The organism is Pseudomonas deceptionensis, from assembly GCF_900106095.1.
Classification (GTDB): domain Bacteria; phylum Pseudomonadota; class Gammaproteobacteria; order Pseudomonadales; family Pseudomonadaceae; genus Aquipseudomonas; species Aquipseudomonas deceptionensis.
On sequence record NZ_FNUD01000002.1, the window covers coordinates 3253208 to 3276486 of the forward strand.

Annotated in this window: 14 protein-coding genes and 1 riboswitch; of the genes, 8 read left to right on the forward strand and 6 right to left on the reverse strand. The window is 58.6% G+C overall.

Annotated elements, in window-relative coordinates; translation table 11 throughout:
• Positions 1-98 precede the first annotated feature (98 nt).
• The gene (locus BLW11_RS14940) at positions 99-6488 is read left to right on the forward strand and encodes an NEL-type E3 ubiquitin ligase domain-containing protein (protein WP_048358028.1); all 6390 of its coding nucleotides are present in this window, start codon (positions 99-101) and stop codon (positions 6486-6488) included.
• A 38-nt stretch (positions 6489-6526) separates the two neighbouring features.
• Here BLW11_RS14940 and metH read toward each other — a convergent pair whose 3' ends face one another.
• A complete protein-coding gene (gene metH, locus BLW11_RS14945; RefSeq protein ID WP_048358027.1) occupies positions 6527-10237 on the reverse strand; it encodes a methionine synthase in 3711 nt (1236 codons plus the stop codon).
• Positions 10238-10392: 155 nt separating this feature from the next.
• Between metH and BLW11_RS14950 the strand changes: the two genes are divergently transcribed.
• Together BLW11_RS14950 and nfuA are read left to right on the forward strand one after the other, a co-directional pair.
• Positions 10393-12690: a fatty acid cis/trans isomerase gene (locus tag BLW11_RS14950; RefSeq protein ID WP_048358026.1), complete on the forward strand. Its 2298-nt coding sequence runs from the start codon at positions 10393-10395 to the stop codon at positions 12688-12690.
• Positions 12691-12802: 112 nt separating this feature from the next.
• A complete protein-coding gene (gene nfuA, locus BLW11_RS14955) occupies positions 12803-13387 on the forward strand; it encodes a Fe-S biogenesis protein NfuA (RefSeq protein WP_019827280.1) in 585 nt (194 codons plus the stop codon).
• A gap of 281 nt (positions 13388-13668) precedes the next feature.
• Here nfuA and cobM read toward each other — a convergent pair whose 3' ends face one another.
• The 5 genes from cobM to BLW11_RS14980 form a co-directional block, all read right to left on the reverse strand.
• Positions 13669-14415 carry a precorrin-4 C(11)-methyltransferase gene (gene cobM, locus BLW11_RS14960; RefSeq protein ID WP_048358025.1) on the reverse strand — a complete coding sequence of 249 codons (747 nt, stop codon included), beginning with the start codon at positions 14413-14415 and terminating at the stop codon, positions 13669-13671.
• 64 nt (positions 14416-14479) lie between these two features.
• Positions 14480-14905, reverse strand: a complete 426-nt coding sequence (locus BLW11_RS14965; RefSeq protein ID WP_048358024.1) for a cobalamin biosynthesis protein — start codon at positions 14903-14905, stop codon at positions 14480-14482.
• Complete coding sequence (locus BLW11_RS14970; RefSeq protein ID WP_048358023.1) at positions 14902-15603, reverse strand: CbtA family protein; 702 nt, start codon at positions 15601-15603, stop codon at positions 14902-14904. The genes BLW11_RS14965 and BLW11_RS14970 overlap by 4 nt, the downstream gene beginning before the upstream one ends.
• 11 nt (positions 15604-15614) lie before the next feature.
• Positions 15615-15803, reverse strand: coding sequence for a CbtB domain-containing protein (locus BLW11_RS14975; protein WP_019827274.1), 189 nt, complete (start codon positions 15801-15803; stop codon positions 15615-15617).
• A gap of 97 nt (positions 15804-15900) precedes the next feature.
• A riboswitch (cobalamin riboswitch) is annotated at positions 15901-16114 on the reverse strand.
• An 85-nt stretch (positions 16115-16199) separates the two neighbouring features.
• Positions 16200-16562 (reverse strand): response regulator, encoded by a 363-nt coding sequence (locus tag BLW11_RS14980; RefSeq protein WP_048358022.1) that lies wholly within the window; start codon positions 16560-16562, stop codon positions 16200-16202.
• 175 nt (positions 16563-16737) lie between these two features.
• Between BLW11_RS14980 and BLW11_RS14985 the strand changes: the two genes are divergently transcribed.
• The 5 genes from BLW11_RS14985 to BLW11_RS15005 are packed head-to-tail and all read left to right on the forward strand — an operon-like array spanning position 16738 to position 23256.
• Positions 16738-20214, forward strand: coding sequence for a response regulator (locus tag BLW11_RS14985; RefSeq protein ID WP_048358021.1), 3477 nt, complete (start codon positions 16738-16740; stop codon positions 20212-20214).
• Complete coding sequence (locus tag BLW11_RS14990) at positions 20215-21030, forward strand: CheR family methyltransferase (RefSeq protein ID WP_048358020.1); 816 nt, start codon at positions 20215-20217, stop codon at positions 21028-21030.
• A 17-nt stretch (positions 21031-21047) separates the two neighbouring features.
• Entirely contained in the window at positions 21048-21635 is a 588-nt protein-coding gene (locus BLW11_RS14995; protein WP_048359449.1) for a chemotaxis protein CheB, read from the forward strand.
• Entirely contained in the window at positions 21626-22822 is a 1197-nt protein-coding gene (locus BLW11_RS15000; RefSeq protein WP_048358019.1) for a hybrid sensor histidine kinase/response regulator, read from the forward strand. Before BLW11_RS14995 ends, BLW11_RS15000 begins: the two co-directional genes overlap by 10 nt.
• Positions 22823-22878: 56 nt before the next feature.
• Positions 22879-23256 (forward strand): response regulator, encoded by a 378-nt coding sequence (locus tag BLW11_RS15005; RefSeq protein ID WP_048358018.1) that lies wholly within the window; start codon positions 22879-22881, stop codon positions 23254-23256.
• Positions 23257-23279 lie beyond the last annotated feature (23 nt).

Consider the following 23279-nt stretch of genomic DNA (forward strand, 5'->3'; position numbering starts at 1 on the left):
GCGGGTATTTCGCCAGCCAGTACATATCTAATGCCCACAGTGCTCAGCCTTTCGTTTTAGTGAAGCTCATTCAAACGAGTTTCAGGAAGACATACGCTATGGAAGGTTCGTACATACGCAACGGGTTGGGACCACATGCTGCATTTATAAAAGGCAAGCTGCCAGGCTGGATCAAACACAGTCATGTGGCTGATATCAAACGTCTTAAACCGGGGTTGGTGTCGCAGGATGAACCGCCCGTGTGGTTTACCAACGCCCCACTGTGGTTACGCCAGGCCCTGATTGCCAGTCAGGTACGCAGTCGTCTGGCTAATACGGCTCTGGCCAAAATCCTCGGGGATCTGCAAGGGATCACCCAATTTGCCGAGCCCCGGCTCAAGGAGGCCCTGCACAGTCACAGCGCTGCTGGCCAGGGCATGGATGTCAACAAGAACCGGCTGTTCTATCTTCGGCGCAACCAGCCCGTGCAACATCAAAGCCTGTTGCAAGCGGCGCTCATGAACTTTGAAGGCAATGAAGCGTTTTCATTGCCGGTCAACGGTCAGGTCAGCGCCCTGGCGCCTGAAGGCTCTTTGCCACTTGATATTTGGACGCCTGAACCGGCTCCTGACATTGCCCTCCAAATCGGCGATGCGTTGGTGCATGGACTCAAACCTATCGTCAGCATGTTCGAGCAAGAGCTGGACAACCTCACACCTGTGCCCGGTTTTAGTTATCGTGAAAGGCTAGCCATGACCCCCGAGGTCTTTTCGCAGATTTGCCGGGCCCTGGATTTGGGGCAGCAGTATCAGGACCATCTAAGCGAGGTGTTCGATGCGCCAGCCAGGGCATCCAGAGTGCGCCACCACCTGCAGGAGGCGCAAAAAGCACTGCTGGGAGTCCACTTGCACGCGGCGTTCATGCAAAAGCATGTCTCTGCACCTGCTTTTTACATGGTACGTGCAGTGCTCAATGGCGACCCAAGCCCCAGGCTTGACGCAAAGCCGGTGGTCTTCAGCCAACTGCAACTGTATGGATTTACCCTGGATCAGGTGTTGATCATTGGGCCGTATCGCTCAACGCTACCGGTGACGGAGTGGGTGGACACCGACTTCGGGGTCCAGATGCCCGTCATGAAAAAACCCGACATGGAACGCTTGGTGGTCTGGATCCCAGGCGCCCCCCTGTATCCACTCAAGGAATACCCGTCGCTGGAAGCGTTCCAGTATGAGTTGGGCATGAACCTGCGGTCCCCGGCCTACCAACAGTTGTTCGCCAAGCTGGTGCCCCAAGGGGATGCCCAGGCATTTGTTTTGCGGCTGAACCATCAGCTTTACAGCAAGGCACCAGACCCAAGGGGAAAAGAAGCGCCGGTTTATGTTGATGAGGTGGACCTCAAACTGGCTCAAGCCTATATCGAGTCCCGCCCCGGCGAGCTGTTTACGGCGTTGTATGGCCTGCATCTTGAGCGGCTCAAGGCCAATGCCCGGTTGCTCGCGGTGCCAACGGCCGATGCCGACAGCAAGTTGCTGCAGCAGCGTCTTGATTACTGGCTGGGTTTGGGGATGGACGCGGTCAATGTTGCTGCGTTTTTCATTCCCGGTGTGGGCGAGGTCATGATGGCGGTGATGGCCCTGCAAATGGGGATGGAGATCTATCACGGTATCGAATCATGGAGTGTTGGCGATGTGGATGGCGCCTGGGCGCATTTGCAGTCCGTTGCCGTCAATGTGGCGCTGGCTGGTGCGATCGGCGGCGCAGGTTATGGGATCGGGAAAATCCCAACGGCAAAGCTGAGCAAATGGGTCGACCAACTCACACACATCGTGCTGCCCAATGCGCAAACCCGACTCTGGAAACCGGACCTTGTGCCTTATCAATGCGATGTGTCGTTCGGTCCGCAGGTTAAGCCCAATGCGCTGGGGCAGTACCTGGTCGACGGCAAAACCTGGGTGCGGATCGACCGGCACGTCTACGAGCAGACATTCGATCCCGCACTCAAAGCCTGGCGGATCAAACACCCAACGGACAGCACGGCCTGGCAACCGCTACTCAAACACAATGATGGCGGGGCCTGGCGGCATAATCATGAACAGCCCTTGCAATGGTCGCGCGAGACGCTGCTGCGCAGGCTGGGTCACGATACCCTGGCGTTCGATGACCAGACCCTGGCCCAGATTGGCGATGTGAGCGGCATCTCCGACGATGAGCTGCGCAAAATTCATGTCGATGGCCTGCCAGTGCCTGCATTGTTGATGGATACCCTGGAACAGTTCGGGCTTGAGCGTGTGCAGGACGGCTTGCAGCCAAACGCCGATGTCGATTTGCTTCGTCGCAGGCATCCCATGCTCTCAGAACGGGCGGCCCGGGAAGTGCTTGAACAGTTCGGGCCACATGCCCCGACACCCTTGCACGAGACCCGACAGGTGCCGGGTAAAATCGATGATCTGGCCCGCACCCTGGCCCAGCAAGGTCGTTTGAACCGCGCGTTGGCGGGCCTGTACCGCCAGAGTCTGGCGTCCCTGGACAGTGAACAATTGGCAGTACACTGTCGCGCGCAATTGCCGGGTATTTCAGGCGCCGAACTGCCCCAGGCAGTGGCGCGATACGCGACCTCCCATCGCCGTGAGATGGCCCGCGCTTTAAAACTGCGCGTTCCCCGGTCCAGCCCAAGGCTGCAAAAGCTCAATGGCCAGATCGGCTACCCGTTGTCTGGCAGAGGCGAGGTGCTGGAAGTTGATTCCTCACTGATGTCGCGGATGCGCGTGGTCTATCCCAACATGACCGACGAGCAGGCCAGCCATTACATACGCAGACGCCTGAATGAAGGCCAGTCCGATCAGCAGGTTTATCACTTCCTGACGACCCAACAGCGCGAGCTGGATACGTTGCGCACCGCGCTGCAGCAGTGGGTCGATGGCACCAGAGACACGTTCAGCCAGAGGATGCGCCAGCATGCTAGTGACAGGCTTGTAGCGTGTTGGCGGGAAGGGTTGCTGCGCAACGGTGAGCCTTCTTCTTACCTCAACCTTGAATTTGACCTTGGGTGGGTCAGCGATTACCCCGTACTGGAAGCAGACTTTTCGCATGTCAGGACATTAAAACTGGACACTGGCTTGATGCTGAGTGATCCGCACATGGGCTTTGTGAAGCGATTTAGCGGCGTGCAGCGCCTTGAAATGAACATCCACTCGTCAGACCAGATACGGGTGGCCGATGGTTTGAGCTTATTGCCCGAAATCAAGGAGTTGTCCCTGGATGCGGGCTGGCAGGGGTTCACGCAGCCATTTATCAATCGACTGCAATCGCTGTCGCAGATCGAGCGATTATCGCTGACGGGGCACGTGGGGGCACTGGACGTCAGTGGCTGGCCGCAACTGCGTGCCTTGCGCCTTTGCGGCCCTCTGGAGGAGTGGCCCCTTGGGCTTTCAGCGCTTGAACATCTGGAAGTCCTCGACCTGTCCGGCTCGCTGATTGAGTCATTGCCCGAACAACTGTTTTCGGGGCACCCGCGTTTGTGGCGAGGGTTGCGACTGGATTGGTCAAAAATCGATCCTCCGGCGGTCAAGCGAGCCTATGAGTACCTGCAGGGTCATCCGGGGCACTTGATGGATATGGAACAGTGGATAGCCGGTTACTGCCAAGGCTGTCTGAAGCGTTTTATCCCTCACAACCAGCCGTTTGCCGACAGGGTTGTGGCTCAGTTCACCCTGAGGGAGCAGGGGATGACTGACTTGTTTGCGCGCGTAAATGCATTCCATGAAGAGTCCCGGGCACTCAACGCGGCGCTGGATACCTGGCAGAACAACAGGCTGTTGAACGCCGATGTGTTCTTTCGCCGGCAAGTGGTAGACAAAATTCAACACTGCTGGAGTCTCGGTATTTCCCGTCGGCTGGGGTTCGATGCTGTCAGCCCGGGCCCTTCGTGGCGGCAAGCTTCACATGCCGGGCATCTGGATCTGTCGGGAGGTCGGCTGCATGATTTGCCCGTGTTGCCCGAACACGGGTTTGCCCATGTGCAGCATCTGGATCTGAATAACCTGGGCATGCCTCTGGAGGTGCTTGATCGATTTCTGGGTTCGTTTGCCAATGTTCAAGTGTTGAACCTCAGTCGTAACGGTCTGACTTCACTGCCGAATGTGCTAAGACGCCTCGTTCAGATCACTGACTTGGACCTGACCTTTAACGAACTGACAGTTACGCCCTCGATGCAGGGGCTGCTGGATCGCTTGAGCGAACTGAAAACGTTGAGTTTGTCGGGTAATCGTGTCACAGAACTGGATGTCAGCGCGCTGACCCGGCTTGAGTCTCTTGACCTCAGCCTCAGCGGCATAAAGCAATGGCCCGTAGGCGCCTTGCAACTGCCACAGTTGCGTCGATTGAATATGAGTCGCAGCGCCATCAGCGATATCCCTGAGGGCGCTTTGCAGGGGCATGAAGACCTGATGTCGGGTACGCAACTGCGCGGATGCCGATTGACCCCTTCAAGCTGTGCCCAATTGCTCGCTTACTCACAGCGTACTGGGGGCCAGAGTGTGTGTGATATCAGCCCGTATCTACTGGCTACAGGCCGAACCGGGGCCACCCCCGAGTTTTTCCCCGAAGAGGTTTCGGATAATCCCGAGTTGTTGTTGCCCGGGCGCCAGGTGTCTGAGAGCAGTCATTCACCCGTGACTCCGGCCGCTTTGCTGCAACGGTTAAACCCCGATTTAACGCTGGTCGAGGCGGTTGAGTGTATCGAGCAATTGCGTGGCCAAGGTTTGGACGCGCTGGAAATCGATGCCCGTCTGGGTGAGTGGAGCCGCCAGCATGATGACTTGATTTTGCGGCTCAATCGCTGGATAGACATGCCCAGCTACAGGGAAGGTGGGCGCTGGGTGAGCGCTGTTGACCGCAGGCGGGCAGCAGATCGGATTGTTCAGTCCTGGCGTCATACGTTGGGAGCTGCCGCAACCCAGGCGCAAGAAGCTATCCATGACCTTGATTTCTCGGATCTTTGCCTTGGCGATCTGCCGCAACTGGCCCAGCCGCTGGCCCATGTCACAACACTGAACCTGAACGGGGTAAGGCTGAGTGCCGAAGGCTCCAGCGCTTTTATCAGCGGGTTTCCCGGGCTGGAAACCCTGCGGCTCAATAACAATACCCTGAGCCACTTGCCCGATGCCGTCGGGTCATTGGACAACCTGACCCGGCTTGAGGCCTGTTACAACCAGCTCAACGATGCCGGGCGTTTGCAGCACCAGCTGCAGTCGCTGGCACGACTGGAGTGGCTTGATCTGAATTACAACAGGTTGGACAGCTTTGACCTGACGGGTTTCAACCAGCTGCAAACCCTGTTTTTGAGAGGCAATAACCTCTCGCGCTGGCCTACACGGGTGCTCAATACGCCAACGCTCAGGAACTTGAATCTGAGCAATAACCAGATTGAATACATCCCCGTTGAACTCTTTGACGGTCACAACGACGAGCTGATGGCCAGCACCGATCTGACCGATAATCTGCTGACGAACACAGGGTATTCCGAGTTGAGGGACTATTTGGACCTTTCGGGAAATAGCCTTGGTTACGACCGTGAAGATATTGAAAGCGCATTGATGGAGGAGGGTGCAGCTGCGGGCTCTTCCGATGAGTCGGATGAAGACCTGGTTCATCCAAGCGCGGAGCCGCAGGAGGAACAAAAGAAGCGCTGGTTTGAAAATATCCCACAGGACTCGCCAAGGCACGGGATCTGGGATGCGCTGCGCGCCGAAGAGGGAAGCGAAGGCCTCTTTCACTTGCTGGCGCAGTTGAAACACAGCCGTGACTTCATCCAGGACAAGGCCGATCTTGCCCGCCGGGTATGGAGTGTGCTCGAAGCGGGCGAGATGGATTCAACGCTACGCAAAGACTTGTTTATCATCGCCCGCTCGCCCATGACCTGCGGGGACGGGCGAATTCTGTTGTTCAGCGATCTTGAAGTGAAGGTACATGAGTTCAACGCCCTCAGGTCAGTCGTTCCTGGCGAAGAAGGCCCGGTATTGCTCAAGTTGGCCACCAGCCTGTTCCGATTGGGCCAGGTGGAAGAGATCGCGCGTGGCGCCATCAGCCTGCACCCTCAACGTGACCCGGCCGAAATCCGTCTGGCCTATCGCATCGGTTTGGCCAAACGCCTGGATTTGCCCAGGCAGCCGACGCAGATGCTGTTCAGAAACGCTTCTGGCGTGACTGATCACGATATAGAGGAGGCTTACATCAAGGTGCTTACGGCAGAAAAATCACCGCTCTTGATGGAGCAACTGATCAGTCAGGATTACTGGGTGAGCTATCTGCAGCGTAAATACGCCTCAGAATTCTTGCTGGCTGAGCAGCGATATGAGTTGGAGGCTGAAGCCCTGCAGGATCAACACCCGGAACTGGGTGGCGCCTACAATCGCGAAATAGAAGCCATGGCTGAGAGGAGGAAAATCGAACGGCGGGCGTTACTGACTCGCTTGTCGCAGCGTGAGCGCGATGAGATTGCGCCGGTTTGACAGACAGCCCCCGCAGGAGCTGTCTGTAGCCGGGTTACTCAGTTGTCATAGCCGAGGTTAGGCGCCAGCCAGCGCTCGGTGATGCTCAGCTCCTGGCCCTTGCGCGCCGTGTAGCTGTCGACCTGGTCCTTGTCGACCTTGCCCACCGCAAAGTACTGGGCTTGCGGATGAGCGAAGTACCAGCCGCTGACCGCTGCTGCCGGGAACATGGCGTAGTGTTCGGTGAGGAACACGCCGCTTTTGCCGGCACGCATTTCTTCTGCTTCGGGGTCGAGCAAGGCGAACAGGGTGCCTTTTTCGGTGTGATCAGGGCACGCCGGGTAGCCGGGGGCAGGGCGGATGCCGCTGTATTGCTCTTTGATCAGCTCATCGTTGCCCAGTTGCTCGTCCTTGGCATAACCCCAGTATTGGGTCCGCACCTGCTGGTGCAGCCATTCGGCGCAGGCCTCGGCCAGACGGTCGGCCAGGGCCTTGACCATGATCGAGTTGTAGTCGTCGCCCGCGTCTTGGTAGGCCTTGGCCACTTCTTCGGCGCCGATCCCGGCGGTGGTGATAAAGCCACCGACGTAGTCGGTTACGCCGCTGTCTTTCGGTGCGACAAAGTCGGCCAGCGAGAAGTTCGGCTTGCCGTCGGTCTTGATGATTTGCTGGCGCAAGTGATGCAGTTTGGCCAAAGGTTGACCATCGTCGCCGTACAGTTCCAGATCGTCATCGTTCACCTGATTGGCTGGCCAGAAACCGAATACGGCACGGGCGCTGATCAGCTTTTCGTCGATCAGCTTGGCGAGCATTTCCTGGGCATCGGCATACAGCGCGGTAGCGGCTTCGCCGACCACTTCGTCGGTCAGGATGCGCGGGAACTTGCCGGCCAGATCCCACGAGATAAAGAACGGGGTCCAGTCGATGTACTCGGCCAGCACCTTAAGGTCGATGTTGTCCAGCACCTTGGCTCCGGTGAAGGTCGGTTTGACCGGCTGGTAGCTGCTCCAGTCGAACTGCGGTTTTTTAGCGATGGCGGCCGGGTAGCTCAAACGCTCGGTACGGGCACTGCGGTTGGCGGTGCGCTCACGCACTTCAATGTATTCAAGGCGGGTTTTCTCAACGAATGCGGGTTTCAGTTCCCTGGACAGCAACTGTGTGGCCACACCCACGGCGCGTGACGCGTCGGTGACGTAGATCACGGCATCGTTCTGGTACTTGGGTTCGATCTTGACCGCCGTGTGCGCCTTGGAGGTGGTCGCGCCGCCGATCATCAGCGGCAGGTAGAAGTTCTGACGCTGCATTTCGCGAGCGACGTGGACCATTTCATCCAGCGACGGGGTGATCAGGCCGGAAAGGCCGATGATGTCGCACTTCTGTTCCTTGGCGACCTGCAGGATTTTTTCCGCAGGCACCATCACGCCCAGGTCCACGATGTCGTAACCGTTACAGCCCAGCACCACGCCAACAATGTTCTTGCCGATGTCGTGCACGTCGCCCTTGACGGTGGCCATCAGGATCTTGCCTTTAGCTTCCGGTTTGTCGCCTTTTTCCAGCTCGATAAACGGGATCAGGTGGGCCACGGCCTGTTTCATCACGCGGGCGGATTTCACCACCTGCGGCAAAAACATTTTACCGGCGCCAAACAGGTCGCCAACGATGTTCATGCCCGACATCAGCGGGCCTTCGATCACTTCGATCGGGCGCTTGAAGGATTGGCGCGACTCTTCGGTGTCTTCAACGATATGGGTGGTAATGCCCTTGACCAGTGCGTGCTCAAGGCGCTTGTTGACTTCCCAGCCGCGCCACTCTTCGGTCTCGGCTTCCTTGACGCTGCCATCACCCTTGTACTTGTCGGCAATGGCCAGCAGGTTGTCGGTGGCGTCCGGGGTGCGGTTGAGCACCACGTCTTCCACAGCGTCGCGCAGCTCGGTCGGGATCTGGTCGTAGATCTCCAGCTGGCCGGCGTTGACGATACCCATGGTCAGGCCGTTGCGGATCGCGTACAGCAAAAACACCGAGTGGATCGCTTCACGCACCGGGTTGTTGCCACGGAACGAGAACGATACGTTGGACACGCCGCCCGACGTCAGGGCATACGGCAGCTCGTCGCGGATATAAGCGCAGGCGTTGATGAAGTCCACGGCGTAGTTGTTGTGTTCTTCAATACCGGTGGCCACGGCAAAAATGTTCGGGTCGAAGATGATGTCTTCCGGCGGGAAGCCCACTTCGTTGACCAGAATGTCGTAGGAGCGTTTGCAGATTTCCTTTTTACGCGCTTCGGTGTCGGCCTGACCGGCTTCGTCGAAGGCCATCACTACCACTGCGGCGCCATAGCGCTTGCACAGTTTGGCGTGATGTTTGAACTGCTCGACGCCTTCTTTCATGCTGATCGAGTTGACGATGCCCTTGCCCTGGATGCACTTGAGGCCCGCTTCGATCACTTCCCACTTGGAGGAGTCGATCATGATCGGTACGCGAGAGATATCCGGCTCGCCGGCGATCAGATTGAGGAAGGTCACCATGGCCTTCTTCGAGTCCAGCATGCCCTCGTCCATGTTGATGTCGATGATCTGCGCACCGGCTTCAACCTGTTGCAGCGCCACTTCAAGGGCTTCGGTGTAGTTGTCTTCGCGGATCAGGCGGGCGAAGCGGGCAGAACCTGTGATGTTGGTACGCTCGCCGACGTTGACGAACAACGAGCTGCGGTCAATGGTGAACGGCTCCAGACCCGAAAGGCGGCAGGCCTTCGGAATGTCCGGGATCTGGCGCGGGGCGTAACCGGCCACGGCATTGGCGATGGCCTGGATATGGCCCGGCGTGGTGCCGCAGCAACCGCCGACAATGTTCAGGAAGCCGCTTTGGGCGAACTCTTCAATGACCTTGGCGGTTTCGGACGGCAGTTCGTCGTACTCGCCGAATTCGTTGGGCAGGCCCGCGTTCGGGTGAGCCGAGACGTAGGTGCTGGCCTTGTTCGACAGCTCTTCGAGATACGGACGCAGCTCGCTGGCGCCCAGGGCGCAGTTCAAACCGACCGAAATCGGCTTGGCGTGGCTCACGGAGTTCCAGAACGCTTCGGTGGTCTGTCCAGACAGGGTACGGCCGGAGGCATCGGTGATGGTGCCGGAAATCATGATCGGCAGTTCGACGCCCAGCTCCTCAAACACGCCTTGTACGGCGAAAATGGCGGCTTTTGCGTTGAGTGTGTCGAAAATGGTTTCGATCAGGATCAGGTCGGCACCGCCTTCGATCAGGCCCTTGGTGGCCTCGGTGTAGTTTTCTACCAGTTCATCGAAGGTCACGTTGCGGTAGCCGGGGTTGTTCACGTCCGGCGACAGCGAGCATGTACGGCTGGTAGGGCCGAGCACGCCCGCAACAAAGCGCGGTTTGTCCGGGGTTTCTAGGGTCTTGGCGTCGGCCACTTTGCGTGCCAGGCGTGCGCCTTCTACGTTTAGTTCGTAGGCCAGCGCCTGCATGCCGTAGTCGGCCTGGGACACCTGGGTGGCGTTGAAGGTGTTGGTTTCGAGAATGTCGGCACCGGCATCCAGATACGCCTTCTCAATGGCACCGATCACATCGGGGCGGCTGAGGATCAAAAGGTCGTTGTTGCCTTTGACGTCGCTCGGCCAGTCGGCAAAGCGTGTGCCACGATAGTCGTGTTCCTCTAGGCGGTAGCTTTGGATCATAGTACCCATGCCGCCATCGAGAATCAGAATGCGCTCTTTGAGGGCTTGCTGAAGTGCTTGGAGACGAGCGCTGCGGTCAGACATAGGACTACCTGTTAGAGCCATGCAAAAGATGCCAAAGCATAACAAACCTGCGTGGGATTTGAGTGCCTGCTGATTTACATGAATTTGATTCATGTTAAAGCGGGTGCTGCACGGGTAGAATCGCGATATATTTTTTGATATCAGGACAATGGCACATGTTTTTTCGCCTCCTCACTGGCGCCGTGACGCTGGTGGTGTGCAGTACCGCGTTGGCACAAGCCCCGCTGGTTAGCCCGCTGATTTCCTACACTCGGGACATCCAGCCGATCCTTACTGAAAAATGCGTTGCCTGCCACGCCTGTAATGACGCGGCCTGCCAGCTGAACCTGGGGAGCGCGGAGGGCGCCACCCGGGGGGCAAGCAAAGTGCCGGTGTACAAGGGCGACCGCGTCGATGCCGTCGCGCCGACGCGAATTTTTTACGATGCCAGCGGCCCGAACGAGTGGCGTAACAAAGGCTTTTACTCGGTGCTCGACGCCCAGGGTGCGCAAGCGGCCTTGATGGCGCGCATGCTGGAGCTGGGGCACAGCACGCCGCTGACCCCCAACGCGAAGTTGCCCGAAGAAATCATGCTGGGTCTTAACCGCGAAAACGTCTGCCCGGCGCCGGGCGAGTTCAATGCCTACGCCCAAAGCCACCCCAAAGAGGGCATGCCCCTGGCCGTCACCGGGCTGACAGACCAGCAGTACCACACCGTACAAACCTGGCTGGGGCAGGGCGCCCCCGTCGATCAGCATGCAATCAAGCCCACGGCCGGCGAGGCGGCGCAGATTGCCGAGTGGGAAGAACTGCTCAACCGCTCCGGTTCGACTGAAGCGCTGGTGGGGCGCTGGTTGTATGAGCATCTGTTCCTGGCCCATGCCTATTTCGACAATGGCGTGCCGGGGCATTTCTTCCAATGGGTCCGCTCGCGCACGCCCAGCGGGCAGCCGGTCGACCTGATCGCTACCCGTCGGCCAAACGACGATCCCGGTACCGCCTTTTACTACCGCCTGATACCGGTACAGGGCGTGATTGTGCACAAAACCCACATCACCTACCCGATGGGGGAGCACAAGCTGGCGCGGGTCAAGCAGCTGTTCTACAGCGGCGACTGGCATGCCACGTCACTGCCGGGCTACGGGCCGCGTGGTCGGGCCAATCCGTTTGAAACCTTTGAAGCGATCCCCGCGGTGGCGCGTTATCAGTTCATGCTCGATAACGCCGAGTATTTTGTGCGCACCTTTATCCGCGGGCCGGTGTGCCGCGGGCAGATCGCGACCGATGTGATTCGCGACAACTTCTGGACCGTGTTCCAGGAGCCTGCCCGCGATCGCTACGTTACCGATGCGGTCTACCGGGGCATCGCAACGCCATTGCTGGCGATGCCCGGCCAGATCGACGACGTTGGCAGTGTTATTTCGCTGTGGCACAACTATCGCGACAAGCGTAACGATTATGAAAAGCTGCGCCAGGAGGCTTATGCCGACATGCCGCCGCCGAGCTGGTCGACCCTGTGGGCCGGTAACGACAATGCCTTGCTGACGGTGTTTCGCCACTTCGACAGCGCCAGTGTCAGCAAGGGCCTGATCGGCGAAATTCCACAAACGATGTGGCTGTTCGACTATCCGTTGCTGGAACGCACCTACTACCAGTTGGCGGTCAACTTTGATGTGTTCGGCAACGTCTCGCACCAGGCGCAGACCCGTTTGTACTTCGACTTGATCCGTAATGGCGCCGAGGTCAACTTCCTGCGCCTGATGCCGGCGGACTCGCGCTCGGGCATCCTCAGCGACTGGTATCAGAACAGTGGCAAGCTGAAGATGTGGATGGACTATCAGAAGATTGATACCGACACCCCGTCCGGCATGAAACTCGACCCGGCAGACCCCAAGCGCGACTTCGCCCAAAAGCTGATCGAGCGCACCGGCACCCTGAATGCGCGGCCGGACCCGATCAACCGTTGCTCGGGGGCGTTCTGTTCAAGGCCCGATATTGCCCAGGAGTTCAGATACGCCGAGCAATCGCTCAGCCGTTTGACCGCGCGCCCTGCGGCGGGGCTGGCGGTGATCAACCAATTGCCTGAAGCCACCATGCTGCGCATCGAAGGAAGCGGGGGCAAGCGCGAGATGTACAGCATGCTGCGCAATCGCGCGCACTCCAATGTGGCCTTCATGATGGGCGAGGAATACCGCCTGCAGCCGGGGCTGGACACCCTGACCATCTACCCGGGAGTACTCAGCAGCTACCCCAACTTCATGTTCAATATCCCGGCTGGCGATGTGCCCTCGTTTGTGGCTGCGATGGAGCAATGCCAGGACCAGCAAACCTTCGATACCATCGTCGAGCGCTGGGGGATACGCCGCAGCCATCCGCAGTTCTGGCAGTACTTCCACGATATCGGGCAGTACATCAATGAAACCGACCCGGTCGAAGCAGGCGTACTGGATATGAACCGCTACGAAAACCTGTAATCCGCCACCAGATCTGAAGACATGGGGGCGTGGCTTTCCTGACAAAAATACTAGGACTTTGTCAGGCGCGCCGATTGGCGTAAACTGCGCCCTATGTCTGCGAGGAGATTCCATGAGCGCCATAACGATTACCGACGCTGCCCACGATTACCTGGCTGATCTGCTGTCCAAGCAGAACACCCCGGGTATCGGTATCCGCGTCTTTATCACCCAACCCGGTACCCAGTACGCCGAAACCTGCATTGCTTACTGCAAGCCGGCGGAAGTTAAATCTGAAGACACAGCCATTGGCCTGAAAAGCTTCACGGCCTGGATCGATTCGTTCAGCGAACCCTTCCTGGACGACGCCGTGGTGGACTACGCCACTGATCGCATGGGTGGTCAGTTGACCATCAAGGCGCCCAACGCCAAAGTGCCGATGGTCAACGCTGATAGCCCGATCAACGAACGCATCAACTACTACCTGCAAACCGAGATCAACCCCGGTTTGGCCAGCCACGGCGGTCAGGTGAGCCTGATTGAAGTGGTTGAAGACGGTATTGCGGTGCTCAAGTTCGGTGGCGGTTGCCAGGGCTGCGGCCAGGCGGACGTGACCTTGCGTGAAGGCATCGAGCGCACCCTGCTTGAGCGTGTGCCGGAGCTCAAGGGCGTACGTGACGTGACCGACCACTCGCAGAAAGAAAACGCCTACTACTGAGTTATCGGTAACAGGGTGTTCGCTGCGAAGTTGAAGAAAAAACGGTGCCCCGTGAGCACCGTTTTTTTATGCCTTTTTTTGAGGCTGGTACATATCGTGTAGCCGCTGAGGAGCGGAGCGAGGCTGCGATCGGCTGCGCAGCAGTCGTGAAACCATCCAATCCGGATGCTTCAGACAGACCTCGATTACTGGGTTTACGACGACTTCGTCGCCGATCGCAGCCTCGCTCCGCTCCTCAGCGGCTACAGGGCTACAGGGCTACAGGGCTACGGGTTGCAGGCTTATGGGCGATACAAATGCGCATGCCCCGCCCGATACAGCGACGAATCCGCAAAATTGTCGCTGGCCAGCACCCGGCCCACCAGGATCAAGGCCGTGCGCTTGAAACCTTTGGCCTGAACCTTCTGCGTGATGTCCGCCAAGGTGCCGACCACCCAGTCCTGATCCGGCCAGCTGGCACGGTGAATCACCGCAATCGGGCAATCGATGCCGTAGTGCGGGGTCAGCTCGGCAACGATGTTCTCAAGGTTTTTGACCCCCAGGTGAATGGCCATGGTCGCCTTGTGCTTCGCCAGGCTGGCCAGTTCTTCTCCGGCCGGCATGACGGTTTTTTCTGCGTAACGGGTCAAAATCACCGTTTGCGAGATGTCGGGCAAGGTCAGCTCAGCGCCCAAAATGGCCGCGCAGGCCGCCGTGGCAGTCACCCCCGGAATGATTTCAAAGGCGATGCCCAACTCGCGCAAACAACGAATTTGCTCGCCAATGGCCCCATACAGGCTCGGATCGCCGGAATGCACGCGGGCCACATCCTGACCGTTGGCATCGGCCGCCTTGATCAGCGCGATGATTTGTTCAAGGTGCAGTTCGGCGCTGTTAACCACCTGTTGTGCCTGATGACCTTCCAGTACCGCCGCCGGGACCAGGGAACCGGCGTAAATAATCACCGGGCAGCTGCGAATCAGGCGCTGGCCCTTTACGGTAATCAGCTCTGGATCGCCGGGCCCGGCGCCGATGAAATAAACAGTCATGGCAGTCTCTTGAAAGGGTCGAGATAGAGCTGTTCTTGAACAACGCTCATAGTGAGGCGGGGGATTATCGCGGTTTTTGCATGACGCAGGCCAACGCAAAGGTGGCAACGGGCGATTTTTGTCGCGTGATCAGCAGGTCAGCCGGCGCACCGCCGAGCTGTTCGGCCAGCGCCAATGCGGCACTCTCGGCAATGCCAAGACAACCGGTTTGCTCGAACGCAATATCCGAACGGTGACTCAGTTGCGGTGCATATGGGGCAAGTTGCCCTGCACTGAACACCTCAAACCCCACATTCAGCTGTGCTGCCAACTGCAGCAGGCCGGGTTCCTGGCGTTTGAGGTCAATACTTGCCAGGGCGCGGACCGCACTCAGTGCGATCCCGGCCCGGGCCAGAGAGCCCTCGATCAAACTCAAAAGCTCTTCAGCGCTGCACCCCTGGCGGCAGCCCAGGCCAATCACCAGGATTGGCGCGGTGCCGGTTATGGTCATGCCGAGTACTGGCCTTCAGACTTGCGGCGGAACAGCCAGGCGCTGATCGCGCCCAGTGCCAGCCAAAAAACCAGGTTGGTCAGTTGCGAGGCAATCTTGAACTGCGACTCCAGTGCTTCGGGTGCCAGGCTGGAATGCACCAGTGGCTGAGGTGCGCCAAAAATATGCGGCACCACCACAATCGCCACGCCCAGCACCTTGAGTGCCCAATGCTTGCCGAACACCAGCAATGCGATTGCCACTGCGGTCGAGGCCGCGGTGGTGACCCACCAGATTTGGCGCTGCAGCAAGTCAGCCGCGGCAGTGCCCGGCAGTTCAGGCGGCAAGCCCAGGGTTGGCGCCAGGCAGAACACGGCATAACCGGCCAGGCCCCAGAGCAGGCCCTGGGAAGTGCGGGTCGGGGCACGCAAGGTGTACAAGCCCGCCAGCATCAGGGCGAAACCGACCGCTACCACCAGGTTGCCGCCCGTGGTGGACAGCACACGCTGCCAGCCATCTTCCGGCTCCCAGGCTTCGGCATCATGCTCGTGGGCAGGCATCGCCATGTCGGCATGCTCGTGCACTTCGGAGGTAGCCGGTTTTTCGTAGGTTTCGGCCTGCAAAATCAATGGGGACACCCACAGGCTTTGCAGCACGGTCAGCAGCAGGGCGGCCAGCAAGCCGGTGAAGCCTGCGGTTTGAGCAATACGCTTAATCATGGCAGGCAATCTCAATGGCACGGGAAGGCGGAGCTGTGACGGGTGTCATGGGCCGCGTTATGCACCGCATCGATGTGGGAGAAACCGGCGAAGTAGACGAGAAAAGCCCCCAGCACAGCAGCGCCGACAGCGGCCACAATACGTTGACTTTGGGTTGCGGTGGTTGCGGCGGAATGGGTACGGCTGGTGCTGATGGACATGGCGCTTGCCTCTGGTCAGACGACGGGCAGCAAAGCGCAAGAAAACCCCGCGAACGAAGCTCGCAGGGTTTAACAGCGCCCGCCCACCGCGGGTTTGTTATTCAAAATTGACCAGGCCGGTCTCCGGGCTTGCGAGGGGCTCAATGGCTTGAGCCTGCAAACATCTCCTTCCCATGCCATTGCACAGTGGATTTGATGTTTCTCTCGCTTACCGTTGCGGGGGCAGCGCCGGACTTGCCAGGACGATTAACGCCTGACGCACCGGTTTCCCGTTTCACCCTGTGAAGGGCACCTGATACAAGGTGTGTAGGAAAGCACAGCCCGTTGAAACCGTCAATTCAAGGGGCATTTGTAGCCGCAGCGCTGTCCATCGCAGCCTGCGGCAGCGGCGACAGGTCAGGCCGTCAGCATGCTGGTGACCTTGCTGCGCAACTGCTCAATGGAGAAGGGCTTGCCGATCACCGCCATGCCTTCTGCCACATCGAGGTTTTCGGCGTAGCCGCTGGCAAACAGGATCGGCAGCCGGTCGCGCAACTCGCGGGCCTTGCTGGCCAGTGCCCGGCCGTCCATGCCCGGCAGCCCGACGTCAGTCATCAACAGGTCAATGTGCTGGCTCTTGTCCTCAAGCAGTTCCAGGGCGCGCTCGCTGCCGTCGGCTTCAAGTACGCTGAACTCCAGTTCTTGCAGTACGTCTACGATCAACATCCGGACAATGGCGTCGTCTTCGACCACAAGGATGGTGGAGGGTGTTGCGGGCATAGTGATGGTCTCGATAAAAATTCAAGCGCGGGTCTCATGACCTGCAAGCATAGCCTTGGACTGCATTCAAATGGGTTTGTTTGAACGTAAATGTACCTATAAGGGTAAGAAAGTAGAATAAAAACTCGGTAATCCTGCAAACTCCTCTTTTTATGACAGTCCACGGGCCTGAATAATGAACTCACCTGCATCTATTGATGAGCGAAGCTTTCGCAAGCTCCTGAGTCGCAACGTCGGCTTGCCACTGGCCGTTGGCGTGCTCAGTGCTGTGCTTTTCGTGGTGATGATCAGCTATTTGCTGTCGGTGATTAAGTGGGTCGAGCACAGCGACCGGGTGATCAATAACGCCAACGAAGCGATGAAGTTGACGGTTGATCTTGAAACCGGCATGCGCGGTTTTTTGATCACCGGCGATGAGCGATTTCTGGACCCCTATGCCGTGGCCAAACCGAAAATCACGGCTCAGTTGCAGAGTTTGCAGGCCCTCGTCAGCGACAACCCGCAGCAGGTCGATCGCCTGAAGCGCCTTGAGGCGCTGCAGAACGAGTGGAATGCCTACGCCCAGTCGATGGTCGAAGCCCGCGCCCAGAACGGTGACTACCGTGCAGCTGTGCAGGCTGGCCGTGGCAAGCGCCTGACCGATGAGATTCGCACGCAATACGACGACTTCATCCAGATGGAGCAACAACTGCGGGTCGCCCGCAATGATGATGTCAGCCGTACGACGGTTCTCAGTATTGGCCTGTACCTGTTGTTCGTTTTGGGCCTGAGCGGCTTTCTGGCCTATATAGGTCGTCGTGATTTAATCGAATTATCAAAGAGTTACAACAGTAACTTCGAGTCACAAATCAAGACGGCGCAGCGACTGGAGCAACAGGCGTGGTTGCGCAACGGGCAGACCGAACTGGCCGAGCAGGTGCTGGGGCGCCTGTCGCTCCATACCCTGGGGCGCAATATCCTGCAGTTCTGCGCCCAGTACCTGGGGTCGGTGGTGGCGGCTGTTTATGTGCGTGAAGACCACGGCGGCCTGACGCGCGTGGCCAGTTATGGGTTTTCCCGGGAACAGGAAGCCCTGGGCCAGTTCATTCACAATGACGAAGGCATGGTGGGGCAGGCCGCACAGCAGGATCAGTTGATTCGCCTGGACAACGTGCCGCAGGACTACTTCATCAAGGTCAGTTCCGGGCTGGGCGAAGGCAGCCCGCGCAGCGTGCTGGTGGTGCCTACCAGTGATGACGAACGGGTCAACGGGGTCATTGAACTGGGCTTCCTCAGGCCTCTGGAGGACCGTGATGTCGAGCTGTTCGAATTGATTGCCGACAATATCGGCATGTCGATCGAGGCGGCCCGTTACCGTCAGCGTCTGCAAGAAGTGCTGGCCGAGACCCAGCAGCTCAATGAGCAGCTGCAAGTGCAGCAGGAAGAACTCAAAACCGCCAACGAAGAACTCGAAGAGCAGTCGCGCATCCTCAAAGAGTCGCAGACTAGCCTTGAAACCCAGCAGGCAGAGCTGGAGCAGACCAACGAAGAGCTGGCCGGCCAGCGTGACGCCATGGACCGCAAGAACACCCAGCTCAATCAGGTGCAAGTGCAACTTGAGGAGCGTGCCGAGGAACTGCTGCGCTCCAGCAAGTACAAATCTGAATTCCTGGCCAACATGTCTCATGAGCTGCGCACACCGCTGAACAGCTCTCTGATTTTGGCCAAATTGCTGTCCGAAAACCCGCAGCAGAACCTCACCTCGGAGCAGGTCAAGTTTGCCGAGTCGATCTACTCGGCCGGCAATGACTTGCTCAACCTCATCAACGACATTCTGGATATCTCCAAGGTCGAGGCGGGCAAGCTTGAAGTGCGCCCCGAGAACACCAGCGTGACGCGAGTGGTCGAGGGCCTGCGCAGCATGTTCCAGCCGCTGGCGGGAGAAAAGGCACTGGGGTTTGAGGTGCAGGTGCAGCCAGGCACGCCGCCGATGATCTACACCGATAGCCAGCGCCTGGAGCAGATCCTGAAAAACCTGCTGTCCAACGCCATCAAGTTCACTGAAAGAGGTCAGGTCAGCCTGACCGTGTTGCGTCAGCCGGGCGAAGGGATTGCCTTCACGGTCAGCGACTCGGGCATCGGTATTTCTGCCGAGCAACAGGACAGCATCTTCGAAGCGTTCCGCCAGGCTGATGGCACCACCAACCGCCGCTATGGCGGCACGGGCCTGGGCTTGTCGATCTCCCGTGATCTGGCAACGCTGCTCGGTGGTTCGATCAGCGTCAGCAGTGAACCGGGGCAGGGCAGCATCTTCACTCTGATCCTGCCTGAAGAATATGTGGAGCAGGCCGGGGAGCCTGCACCCACCCCGCTTGGCGCCGCGCCACGGGTCGCACCGGTGGTGCCCAAGGCCCGGCCGCTGCTTGAGGTGGTGGCTCCGGTCGAGATCCCGCGCTTCATGGATGACCGTGAACAGGCACCGTTTGCCACGCGCTGCATTCTGGTGATCGAGGATGAGCCAAACTTTGCGCGCATCCTCTTCGATCTTGCCCATGAACTGGGCTATCGCTGCCTGGTTGCCCACGGGGCGGATGAAGGTTTCAGCCTGGCGTCACAGTTCATTCCTGACGCGATCCTGCTGGACATGCGCTTGCCGGATCACTCGGGGCTGACCGTGTTGCAGCGTCTCAAGGCCCTGGCGCCCACCCGGCATATTCCGGTGCACGTCATTTCTGTCGAGGACCGTGTCGAAGCGGCCATGCATATGGGCGCGGTGGGCTATGCCGTGAAGCCGACCACCCGCGAAGAACTGAAAAACGTGTTCGCCCGGCTTGAAGCCAAGCTGACGCAGAAGGTCAAACGGGTGCTGCTGGTTGAAGACGATGACCTGCAGCGCGACAGCATTGCCCGCCTGATCGGCGACGAAGACATTGAAATCACCGCAGTCGGTTTTGCTCAGGAGGCACTCGACCTGCTGCGCAGCAATATTTACGACTGCATGATCATCGACCTCAAGCTGCCGGACATGCTGGGCGGTGACTTGCTCAAGCGCATGTCCACCGAAGACATCTGTTCGTTCCCGCCGGTGATCGTCTACACCGGGCGCAACCTGACCCGCGATGAAGAGGCCGAGCTGCGCAAGTATTCGCGCTCGATCATCATCAAGGGCGCGCGTTCCCCGGAGCGCTTGCTCGATGAAGTGACATTATTTCTGCACAAAGTTGAATCTCAGTTGTCCCATGAGCGGCAAACGATGCTCAAGACCGCCCGCAGCCGCGACAAGGTCTTCGAGGGGCGCAAGATTTTGCTGGTGGATGACGATGTTCGAAACATCTTTGCCCTGACCAGTGCCCTGGAGCAAAAGGGCGCCATTGTGGTCATTGGCCGTAATGGCCGCGAAGCCATCGAGCGCCTGAATGAAGTGGAAGATATCGACCTGGTATTGATGGACGTGATGATGCCTGAGATGGATGGCTACGAAGCCACCGTTGAAATTCGCAAGAACCCGCGCTGGCGCAAGCTGCCCATCATTGCGGTCACTGCCAAGGCCATGAAGGACGATCAGGAGCGCTGCCTGCAGGCGGGCTCCAACGATTACCTGGCCAAACCGATTGACCTGGACCGACTGTTTTCGTTGATCCGGGTCTGGCTACCGAAAATGGAACGACTCTAAGTGCACCGAAACACCGACATCGAGCTACGGCTGCTGATCGAAGCGATCTACCTCAAGTACAGCTATGATTTTCGCGATTACGCCGGCGCTTCGATCAAGCGCCGGGTCAATCATGCGCTGCGCCAGCTTGACTGCAAGACCATCTCGGCCTTGCAGGAGCGGATCCTGCACGACCCTACGGCCTTCATGCAGTTGTTGCAGTACCTGACGATTCCGGTGAGCGAGATGTTTCGCGACCCGGAACATTTCCTGGCCATTCGCCAGGAGGTGGTGCCCATCCTCAAGACCTACCCTTCGCTGAAGATCTGGATTGCAGGTTGCAGCACCGGCGAGGAGGTCTACTCTATGGCCATCCTGCTGCGCGAAGAGGGCCTGCTCGATCGCACGATCATCTACGCGACTGACATCAACCCGCGCTCCCTGGAAAAAGCCAAGCAGGGGATCTTCTCCCTGGAGAACATTCGCGCCTATACCCACAACTATCAGAAGTCCGGGGGGCAGCGCTCGTTTGCCGATTACTACACCGCGGCCTACGACTACGCGATCTTTGACAAGACCCTGCGTGAGAACGTGACCTTCGCCGATCACAGCCTGGCGACCGATAGCGTGTTCTCTGAAACTAATTTAATTTCGTGCCGTAACGTACTGATTTACTTCAATAAAAGTCTTCAAAACAGGGCGTTTGGGTTGTTCCATGAGTCGCTGTGCCATCGGGGGTTCCTGATGCTGGGCAGCAAAGAGACCCTGGACTTTTCGGACTACAGCAAACAGTTCACGCCCTTGCTCAAGCAAGAGCGGATCTACCGCAAGCTATGACGGGCGAACATAGCCCCATGGCTCACCGGCGCCCTGTAGAGGCGGTGGTGATCGGCGCTTCTGCGGGCGGTGTCGAAGCCTTGTTGACCATTTTTTCCGGGCTCAAGCCCGGCTTCCGGCTGCCGATCATCGTGGTCCTGCACTTGCCGGACGCGCGTCGCAGCCAGTTGGCCGAGGTGTTTGCCCGGCGTCTGGCGTTGCCGGTCAAGGAAGTCGATGACAAGGAGCCGATTGTGCCGGGCACGCTGTACTTTGCCGCCCCCGGCTATCACGTCTCGGTGGAGCACGATTACAGTTTTTCCTTGAGTCGGGAGGAGCGGGTGCATTACTCGCGCCCTTCGATTGATTACCTTTTTGAGTCCGCGGCCGATGTGTACCAACAGCGTCTGGCCGCGATTTTACTGACGGGCGCCAATCAGGATGGTGCTCAGGGGCTGAAGACGGTCAAGCAGCAAGGCGGTTTGACCATCATCCAGGACCCTGACGAAGCCTTGGTTTCGACCATGCCGCGCGCGGCACTGGAGCTTTTCCAACCGGATTGCATCCTTCCCCTTCGCGGCATCGGCCGTCTGCTAGTCGAGCTGGAACATATCGAATGCTACTAAGTGATATTCAAGCCAAGCTGCTGATCGTTGATGATCTGCCGGAAAACCTGTTGGCGCTTGAAGCGCTGATCAAACGCGAAGATCGCATCGTGTACAAGGCCTTGTCTGCGGACGAGGCGCTGTCGTTGCTGTTGCAGCATGAATTCGCCATGGCCATTCTTGACGTGCAAATGCCGGGCATGAACGGTTTTGAACTGGCCGAGCTGATGCGTGGCACGGCGAAGACCAAAAACATCCCCATCGTGTTCGTCAGTGCCGCCGGGCGCGAGATGAACTACGCCTTCAAGGGCTATGAAAGCGGCGCGGTAGACTTTTTGCACAAACCGCTGGATATCCATGCGGTCAAAAGCAAGGTCAACGTGTTCGTCGAGCTCTATCGCCAGAGCAAGGCCATGAAGCAACAGGTCGAAGCCCTGGAACAGAGCCGTCGCGAGCAGGAAACCCTGCTGGCGCAGTTGCAGTTGACCCAGGTCGAGCTGGAGCATGCGGTGCGCATGCGCGATGACTTTATGTCGATCGTCTCCCATGAAGTGCGAACCCCGCTCAACGGGCTGATCCTGGAAACCCAGTTGCGCAAGATGCACCTGGCCCGGGATAACGCCGCGGCGTTCACCATGGACAAGATGCACGCCATGGTGGAGCGCGACGAGCGCCAGATCCAGAGCCTGATCCGCCTGATCGAAGACATGCTCGACGTCTCGCGCATCCGCACTGGCAAGCTGTCGATCCGGCCGGCGCAGTTTGATCTGACCCAGACCGTGGCCCAGTTGATCCAAAGCTTCGCGGCGCAAATCAGCGCGGCGCAATCGACCGTCAACTTCAACCCGGGGCCGCCGGTGGTGGGGCAGTGGGACGAGTTCAGGATTGAGCAGGTGATTTCCAATTTGCTGACCAACGCCTTGCGTTATGGTGCAAAAAAGCCGATTGATGTGTCTGTGTATATCGACGGTGACCACGCCGTGATTGACGTGCGTGACCAGGGCATCGGGATCAGCAAAGAAAACCAGCTGCGGGTTTTCCAGCAATTTGAGCGGGTTTCAGCCAGCCATGCGACGGCAGGCCTGGGGTTGGGCCTGTTTATCTCGGAGCAGATCGTAGCCGCCCACAGCGGAACAATCACAGTGCAGAGCGCGCTGGGTGAGGGTGCCCTGTTCAGGGTTCGCCTGCCGCGGGTACAAAAGACTTAAACTTGTGGCCGCGTTCACGGTCGTATTGGCAGCAATGATCCGGATTAAGGTTTCCCATGAGTGAAGATGCGCAAGATGTTGTTCTGATTGTCGAAGACGATCCTTCGATCCTGATGGTCCTTAGCGCCTACCTGTCGAGCGAGGGCTACCGGGTGTTGCAGGCCGAAAACGGCGAGCAGGCGTTCGAGATACTGGCGAGCAAGCCCCATCTGGACTTGATGGTGACTGACTTCCGCCTGCCCGGGGGGATCTCGGGGGTGCAGATTGCCGAGCCGGCGCTCAAGTTGCGGCCTGATCTGAAAGTGATTTTCATCAGTGGTTACCCGGCTGAAATCCGTGACACGGGTAGCCCGATCACCCTGACCGCGCCGATCCTGGCCAAACCGTTTGACCTCGACACCCTGCAAGAGCAGATCCAGAAGCTGCTGGCGTAAGTACGCTGTTCCCTCTGTGGGAG

Excerpts from the sequence above, each read along its gene's own strand:
- BLW11_RS15000 (WP_048358019.1), top strand. The coding sequence starts at position 21,626 with ATGCTACTAAGTGATATTCAAGCCAAGCTGCTGATCGTTGATGATCTG.
- metH (WP_048358027.1), bottom strand. The coding sequence starts at position 10,237 with ATGTCTGACCGCAGCGCTCGTCTCCAAGCACTTCAGCAAGCCCTCAAA.
- BLW11_RS14980 (WP_048358022.1), bottom strand. The coding sequence starts at position 16,562 with ATGCCCGCAACACCCTCCACCATCCTTGTGGTCGAAGACGACGCCATT.
- BLW11_RS14975 (WP_019827274.1), bottom strand. The coding sequence starts at position 15,803 with ATGTCCATCAGCACCAGCCGTACCCATTCCGCCGCAACCACCGCAACC.
- cobM (WP_048358025.1), bottom strand. The coding sequence starts at position 14,415 with ATGACTGTTTATTTCATCGGCGCCGGGCCCGGCGATCCAGAGCTGATT.
- BLW11_RS14950 (WP_048358026.1), top strand. The coding sequence starts at position 10,393 with ATGTTTTTTCGCCTCCTCACTGGCGCCGTGACGCTGGTGGTGTGCAGT.
- BLW11_RS14995 (WP_048359449.1), top strand. The coding sequence starts at position 21,048 with ATGGCTCACCGGCGCCCTGTAGAGGCGGTGGTGATCGGCGCTTCTGCG.
- BLW11_RS15005 (WP_048358018.1), top strand. The coding sequence starts at position 22,879 with ATGAGTGAAGATGCGCAAGATGTTGTTCTGATTGTCGAAGACGATCCT.
- BLW11_RS14940 (WP_048358028.1), top strand. The coding sequence starts at position 99 with ATGGAAGGTTCGTACATACGCAACGGGTTGGGACCACATGCTGCATTT.
- BLW11_RS14970 (WP_048358023.1), bottom strand. The coding sequence starts at position 15,603 with ATGATTAAGCGTATTGCTCAAACCGCAGGCTTCACCGGCTTGCTGGCC.
- nfuA (WP_019827280.1), top strand. The coding sequence starts at position 12,803 with ATGAGCGCCATAACGATTACCGACGCTGCCCACGATTACCTGGCTGAT.
- BLW11_RS14965 (WP_048358024.1), bottom strand. The coding sequence starts at position 14,905 with ATGACCATAACCGGCACCGCGCCAATCCTGGTGATTGGCCTGGGCTGC.
- BLW11_RS14985 (WP_048358021.1), top strand. The coding sequence starts at position 16,738 with ATGAACTCACCTGCATCTATTGATGAGCGAAGCTTTCGCAAGCTCCTG.